General features: G+C 55.4%; 6 protein-coding genes. All 6 read right to left on the bottom strand.

What is annotated here, in order from left to right; genetic code table 11:
- Positions 1–121: 121 nt before the first annotated feature.
- Positions 122–571 (bottom strand): hypothetical protein, encoded by a 450-nt coding sequence (locus tag IDH41_RS20115; protein WP_190864195.1) that lies wholly within the window; start codon positions 569–571, stop codon positions 122–124.
- Positions 572–894: 323 nt separating this feature from the next.
- Positions 895–1,701, bottom strand: a complete 807-nt coding sequence (locus IDH41_RS20110) for a LysM peptidoglycan-binding domain-containing protein (RefSeq protein ID WP_190864193.1) — start codon at positions 1,699–1,701, stop codon at positions 895–897.
- 146 nt (positions 1,702–1,847) lie between these two features.
- Positions 1,848–2,219, bottom strand: coding sequence for a hypothetical protein (locus IDH41_RS20105; RefSeq protein ID WP_190864192.1), 372 nt, complete (start codon positions 2,217–2,219; stop codon positions 1,848–1,850).
- Positions 2,209–2,673, bottom strand: a complete 465-nt coding sequence (locus IDH41_RS20100) for a copper amine oxidase N-terminal domain-containing protein (protein ID WP_190864190.1) — start codon at positions 2,671–2,673, stop codon at positions 2,209–2,211. Before IDH41_RS20100 ends, IDH41_RS20105 begins: the two co-directional genes overlap by 11 nt.
- A gap of 420 nt (positions 2,674–3,093) precedes the next feature.
- A complete protein-coding gene (locus tag IDH41_RS20095; RefSeq protein WP_190864189.1) occupies positions 3,094–4,482 on the bottom strand; it encodes an FAD-binding oxidoreductase in 1,389 nt (462 codons plus the stop codon).
- A gap of 252 nt (positions 4,483–4,734) precedes the next feature.
- Positions 4,735–7,494, bottom strand: a complete 2,760-nt coding sequence (locus IDH41_RS20090; protein WP_190864188.1) for an alpha-mannosidase — start codon at positions 7,492–7,494, stop codon at positions 4,735–4,737.
- Between the last annotated feature and the right edge of the window lie 13 nt (positions 7,495–7,507).

Below are 7,507 nucleotides of genomic sequence, written 5' to 3'. Positions count from 1 at the left end.
CAATCCACTCACTTTTCTGCAGCAATTAGAGGCTCAGTGGGATCAAGTTACAGTTGTTCGTTGATTGTGCCGTCGTAGAAAAAAAACCACCCGGTAGATGGCCGGATGGCCTGTCGGACATTCATCGTTGCCCCATCATCAGCAGCACGCGCCGCAAGCACAGTCCGGCAAGAACGCCGACGAGGCAGCCCAGCATCGGGAGCCAGACCGGGCCGAGCAGCACGCCGAACACCTTCACCTTCGTCGAGTAGATCAAGCCGACCGTTACGCAATAAGCCGCCGTTATAAACGGCAGGTACGAAAAGCGCTTCCCCTCCCCCGCTCCCGAATCCCGGTAGGCATCCCAGGCCGCGAACAGGTACAAGCACGGATAGAACAGCAGCCATTGATAATCCGTCTTCTCGATCGCCGACTGGATGTCCCCATGGAAGCTGAGCAGGATCACTTCGTTGAAGTTCGATTTCACGTTGACGACGAACTCAAGAAGAATAAAAAACAATCCTTTCACGTATTTGCGATTCAGGATTTGACCGAATCCAGGAAGGGCGATACTCCAAAGCAAATTTTCCATTACCTTCCCCAAGCCCTCCATTACGTTTACGTATGACTGCCTTTTGTCGCGAATAATATACGGGTCGATTCACGCCCTCGGCGCTGTTCGCTTTCGAGCACAGGCCGTTATCTCTATAATTTGTTTAGTACCGAAATTTATTCTCAATTGGCTAAAAAAAATGCCCCAAGAGGCCATGGGGGGCCTACGGGGCAGCCGGTTTGCGGCTGCGCCGCAGGAGGCGAATGGCATGCGCGGTTCGAGCACAGAAAAGGAAACCAGGGACCGATATAACGTCCGCTCGAGAAAGCCCGCCGGGGAGGCGATCCGATCAGCATCCGGTTCTAAAAGCCGACCTTCACCTGTACGAGGTCGATAATGCGCCCGTCCATGGCGCTGCGGGCGTAGACCCATACTTCTCCGCCGTCCGCGGTAGGCTGCCGGTCGAACAGAATGGCGGCGGAGAAGCTGCCGTATTCGGGCGCGCCGGCCGAAGTCGTCAGATGCTTCTCGCGCGTGACGACGACGCCGTTGTCGTCGACGACCTGATACAGGATCGTCGCCTCGAACGCGCGCGCGATGCCCTCGAGCGCTTGGCCCGGCGTTATCCGCGCCCCCGGCTGCGGCCGGAAGACGACGATGTTATTGGAGGACGGCATCGGTACGATGAGCCGATACCCGATATACAGCACGTCGGGCGAGAAGCCCGGACGATTCCGATTGGCCTGGATGATCTCCTTCATCGGCACCCCTAATTTTTGGCCGATACGGTACAACGAATCCCCGGACTCGACTTCGTAGATGAAAGCAGGGACGGCCATCGGGGTTCCGGCGTAAATGACGTCGGCGTCGGTGATCAGCGGATTCAGGCCCACGAGCAAGTCGGGGATGGCCGAAAATCGTTTTCCGATCGTGTACAAGCTGTCACCAGCGTTAATCATGTAGGAAACGGCCGATCTCTGCCCGAGCCCCGTCTCCGATATCACGAGCACCTGCCCCGGGTGAATGAGCCCCGGGTCGGTAACGGGATCGAACAGCGCATTCGTCTGCTCGAGCAGCTGCACCGTGCTGCCGTAACGGTTCGCAATCTCATACAAAGTATCGCCCGGCTTCACGGTGTAAATATAGTGAACGCCTTCCAACAAAGCCACAGACACTCCACTCCTCAATCTTCGCTTTGTATCAGCATATACAGCGAACCGTGGAATGTGCCTATTTTTGGTTTTCGACGAACCTTCCGATATGTTGAGAACGGAAAAAGCAGTCCAAGAGAGTTCGACTGCTTTCGCTCGTACTATTATTTTGCTCGCCCAGACATTAGGACGTACCTTAGCCGGTCTGGGCCATCGCTAACCGTCGTACCAATCTCCTGTGTGATCTCAAAGTTTTCATCCGCGCTTCGACTTTCCCTTTCACGACTGCGCGGACTTAACATATCGTTCTCATACAGTGCATAATCATTCCAGAACACGAAAAACGACGCATCCTCTTTGCCTTCTTCAATATCCGTTCCTGATATGTTTTTCACGCTTACAGAAAAATTCAACAAAGCTTTTTCTTGATTCGAGCTTGTCTTCGTTACTACACGCGTTGGCGCGAATGCAGATTTGTGACTTGCCATTTGTGATAAAGGGTCATATTGCTCAAGCTCTTCAAGATTAACGTTCATCTTCCAACCATATTACATTCGGAATGGTAGTGTTCACCTCTAGTTTAAAACCTTGAATAAGAATCCGCAAAGGCACATAAACAGATTGTTTAATAAGCTGAGGAACCGTGTCCATTTGAACTAAGCTGCCGTCGATCTCTGCTTTTTTAGATCCGATTGTGACGGAAACAGAATGTTCGGCAAATTTTAACCCGGCTTTCTTGGAAGAGGCATCGTAAGAGACTTCTGCGCTCATAAGATCTCCTACTGCCCGAAGAGGTACCATAAATCGTCTGTTTTGATCAATAAACGGCGCTTGCGGATAAGTATAGATGAGATAATAATCGTTGATTCTAACAAATGTCTTGTTTGACTGCGTGGTCATTACCGTATTGGATTTGTCGGCGGCGTAGAGGCTTGTCGGGAACAGACTAAGTAACAGTAAAAATATAATGAGTTTGCTTGCCGATTTCATGAAAACACCTCTCAAAATAATTTTCGTTTTCTGACGAGATATACCAAATAAATGTTTCAAACTGAAAGTTGGCTGTTTCATGATTGTCTGTCGAATTCCATCCGATATATGAATTGCTGAATCGAACACCTCTTAAATAGCTTCCAGAATATCCGGTTCAACATAAGATGTTTCATCTGCTACTGTCATAATCCAAAATGAAAACAATATAAAGAGCGTTCTCGAAAGGTCGAAATGGACCTTGAGACCGCTCTTGGTTGGAATACAGCACAAATCGAATGTCACTCATTACCAGGATTTGTATAGACAGGATCGATTAACTTACTGATCTACGGTATTATGAGTTCTGTCATTGATTCGGGTGATATTGGCGCCCAAATCCTACTCGCCGGCAGTCGGCCGGCCGATGCCGGGAAAGTGCTATACCGGGACTCTGCATTTTTTCCTTTTTTGTGAACAGGGTCTTCGAGCGGGAGGAATACTTTGCGGATTGTTAAACACATTTTTGGGGTCATATTTGGCTTTTACTCTCCGCAGTCTAGGGAAGTTCGCTCCATAGTAGACCGGCCCGGAGTTTTTAATTCCTTGGTCCGGGACGTTTATATAGGACCCTACGATAAAGGGCTGCAGCTTCCGGCGTAAATTGCGAGCCAAGGCGATATTTTTGGCAGCATCGGATTGTTTGGTCCATGAGCTGTTCCATTCCACATAAAATTTTGCTTTACGCCAGAAGAACGCGGTTGCTTTAGGAGAGACGCGACTTACAGCCCCGCCCCAGTTGAGGAAAAAGAATCCTGCGGGCGTATTCCCCTCCGCCTTCTCTAAAAATTTACGCATGTCTTTAATGGCCTTATCGGGGAACGGACATCTTGCGAAACCGGAAGAGAACTGGTTGCTGAACCTTTGCGTAAGCACCGGATCGGGCGGCAATAAGAAATTCGATGCTTCAGGGTAAGGCAGCGACCGGATGATTTCCTTCGTGGGAGTGCCGACGCTCGTTACGGGCCTTAATAGGCGAATGGCCTCCGTTCTCGGTCCGAGGAACAGCCCTGTCATTCTGACATTGCCTCCTTTTTTCGGACCGATTTCCAAATAGGTGCCCAGTCTGGTATCGACGGAAGGAGCCCATTTCTGCCAAGCTTTGAATACCTCTTCGAATTGATTCCACGGCCAGGTGATCTGTATTACGGTTGCCCTGGCCGGAGCGCGATGCAATTTAAATTTATATCGGGTGTATATGCCAAAGTTACCGCCGCCCCCGCCGCGGGAAGCCCACAAGAGATCGGCGTTGCGTTTTTTATTAGCGCGAATCACTCTCCCCTTCGCGTCAACCATTTCAAGAGCGACCAAGTTATCGGAGATGAGGCCGATCGTCCGCTGGAGCGGCCCGATTCCACCGCCGGCCGTGATTCCGCCGATCCCAACCGAAGGGCTGTCGCCGAAGGGAGCGATAAACCCTTTAGGGGTAAGTGCTTTTACGATTCTTCCCACTCTATTGCCCGTCTCAACCATAACCGTGCCTTTTTTTCTATTCAGCTTAATTTTCTTCATCTCGCTTACGTCGATGACAATGCCGCCATTGACCTGTGAAAGATTGGTTTCCAGCGCATGTCTTCCGCTTCTGGCCCGAATGGGAACATGATTCTTACGGGCCCATTTTATGGCGTTCGCCACATCCTGTGTTCGTTGAGCAAAAACAAACACTTTGGGGAATCTGTTCGTATGGGGATCCCAATTTTTACGTGCCGCTTCATAGCCCGGGTCTCCTCTAAAGACCACTCGCCCGGTAAGCTTTGTTTTTAAGTTCACAAATCCCAACTCCCTATAAGTTTTATTACACTGTACAAACCGATAAGGCACCATACATGTTATGTAGGGCATCAGAGGAGGGACTGGGCCAATGTACACGATCTGAAGCGTAAACTGCCCTCATCTTGAATCCAAGGTGCGGGCTGCATATAGGACAAACAGCTAAACATCTGTATTCGCAAGCAAAAAACAGCCGATCGAGGTCTGACCTCGATCGGCTGTTTTACATTGAACGCGATGGCTACCCGTGCGTTACGCGCGGGCTGCGGCCGGGCGGATGCCCAGCGTGACGATCTCGTACGGCTTCACGTCCGCCGAGAGCGTGCCTTCGGCGTCCAGCCCTTTATCGGCGCCGGGCAGCTCCAGGATGTCGCTGGCGTAGACGCGCTCCGCCGGGAACGCCGCGCCGAGCTTCAGCGCCGCCGCATCGGCGCCCATGTTGTACCAGCGAAGCATGACGTCGCTGCTCTCGCGGTTCAGCTTCATGGACGAGAACGCCAGCCCGCGGCCTTCCCAGGAAACCGGCGAATAAGCGGCTGGGAGCTTGCCTTCGTGCACACCCGTCTGCGCCGACAGCCAAGGCACCTGGAACTGATAAGCTTCCGCGTACGCGCCGCTGTCGATGCCGTTGCCCGAGTGCGGGATAACTTCAAGTCGTACGGTGCTCTCGCCCAGGCACTGCGCTTCCGGCGTCGGGAAGTAGCCCCAATCGCCCAGCTCGCCGACCGCGCGCAGCAGCGTCACGGCGATCGTATTCCGGCCGTCCTGCAGCACTTCGTACTCGTTCAAGCCGAAGTTCGCTACGACAAGTCCTGCGGACTCTTCGCTCACTTCGACGAACGTCTGCTGATGCTGAGCGTTGCTCGGATTCGTCCACTCCGGCGCGGGCTCGTTCGGACGCTCCGCGATCTCGAACATCGAGTCGACGCGGTGCGTCGAAGCGGCCAGATCGGTCGGGAACAGCGCCCGGAGGCGGTGATCCTTCGCCCGGTTGTCGAACGAAGCCGTGAGCTCTACGCCCTTGCCGCCGCGGTTCAAGGCGACGACCGTCCGGATCGTCATCGGCACCGTCTCGCTCACCCGCTGCGACTTGCGCTGCGGGAAGTAGATCAGCTCGCGCTGCTCCTCGTCCAGCTTATCGCTCGCCGAAGCCGGCACCGCCCACTCGTGGACGATTTCGAACGAGGCGCGGTACGGCGTATCCTCGAGCACGCGGACGGAAGCCTTCACGCCTTTGGTCGTCAGCGCGGCCTCGCCGTCCGGCTGCTTGTACATGTACTCGTTGCCGATGTCGCCGGTATCCTCGTAGATGCCGAGGTCGCGGTACACGCGGCCGCTTGCTTTGTCCGTCAGCGCGAACGAGCCGTCTTCCGCGATCTCGACCTTGAGCCGCTCGTTCTCCATGGCGCGCTCGCCCGCGAGCAGCGAACTGCGAGCCGTCGATGCGGTGGCGGCCTTCTCCTCGTTCCGTACCCACGCGTAAGCCTTCAACCCGAGCGCCGGCACGTTCGCCGCCTCGAACGTCAGCTTCACCTTGCGGCACATGTACGGCTGGCGGAACTTGTCGTTCGGCAGGTCGTACCCGAACTGCAGGCCGAGATCCTCCATCGTATAGGGAACGGCCCGACCTTCCGCATCGACCAGCACGCGATCCGACAGATCCGTCTCCTTAACAAGCTGCGCAGCTTGCTCCAGCTTGTAACCGTCGCGGAAGTACAGCCTGCGCGCGTCCAGCTCGACGGTCAGTACGCCGGTCCGCTCCCAGCCGGACGTATTGATCGCGAGAAGCGGCAGCGGATCGTCGCCCAAGCCGGCGAAGGCCGACGTGTCGACCGCTTCGGCGATCGCCGTCTTGCTGTCGTCGACGATGCTTTCGGCGACGTGCCGGCTCTTGTCGAACCGGGCAACCATCTCGCGGTGCACCTCGTCGACGCTGCAGCCGCAGATGCTGTCGTGCGGATGGTTCTGCATCAGCGTTTTCCAAGCGTAGGTGAACAAATCATGCGGATAGTCCTGCCCGAGCAGATGGGCAAACGCCGCGAGCGGCTCCGCCACCTTCTCCAGCATGACCTGGCCCTGCTGGTTCATCTGCTTCAAGTAGACGCGGGCCGACGCGGTGTTGACCAGCGTCCCCCAGCCGTCCGTCCGCTGGCTCCGCAGCTCGCCCTTGACGGTGGACAGCTCATGGTCCATCGCCTTCTCGAGCTCGGCCAAATAATCGATGAAATTCGAGTGCACGAATTCGGTGTCCGGATACAGCTCCCGCGCCGTCGCCAGCGCTTCCGGCAGGTCAAGCTGGGTCGGCTGGTGGTCGCAGCCGTTCATGAACAGCAGCTGCCCGGTGGAGGCGTATTTCTCCGCGTCCGCCAGCTTCCGCTCCCAGTACGCCTTCGCCTCTTCCTTGCCTACCGGAACCTCGTTGCCGTTCGAGTACCAGTTCGCGAACAAAATGCCGAGCACCTTCGAGCCGTCCGGCCCTTCCCACGTCAGCTCGGAGAACGAGGACTCGTAGCCGCCGTCCGATACGGTGTTATTGAAGCCGGTCGGCTTCACCCCGCGCCCGAAGAACGCGTTCGTAATGCCCGACTGCAGCATGAGCTGCGGCGTCTGCCCGACGAGGCCGAACGTGTCGGGGAAATAGCCGATTTTCGCCGGGCTGCCGTATTTCGCCGCGTCCTGATGTCCGATCTGCATGTTGCGCACGTTCGCCTCGCCGCTCGTCAGGAACGCGTCCTGCAAAATATACCAAGGGCCGATGACGATGCGCCCGTCCCGGATATGCTTCTCCAGGCGCTCCCGCTGCTCGGGCCGCACCTGCAGATAATCCTCCAGGATGATCGTCTGCCCGTCCATATAGAAGCTTTTGAAATCCGGGTCGCGGTCCAGCTTGTCCAGCAATGCGTCGACCAGCTTCACCAGCCGGACGTGATGCTTCTCGTATGGCAAATACCATTCCCGGTCCCAGTGGGTATGGGAAATAATATGAGCCGTTCGTTGTTTCCGTTTCGCCATGCTCCTGCCAGCC

Origin of the sequence: Paenibacillus arenilitoris (assembly GCF_014705655.1) — a bacterium.
GTDB classification, from domain to species: domain Bacteria; phylum Bacillota; class Bacilli; order Paenibacillales; family Paenibacillaceae; genus Pristimantibacillus; species Pristimantibacillus arenilitoris.
The sequence above is the reverse complement of the archived record's forward strand: the minus strand, read 5'-3'. Positions and strand labels throughout refer to the sequence as shown.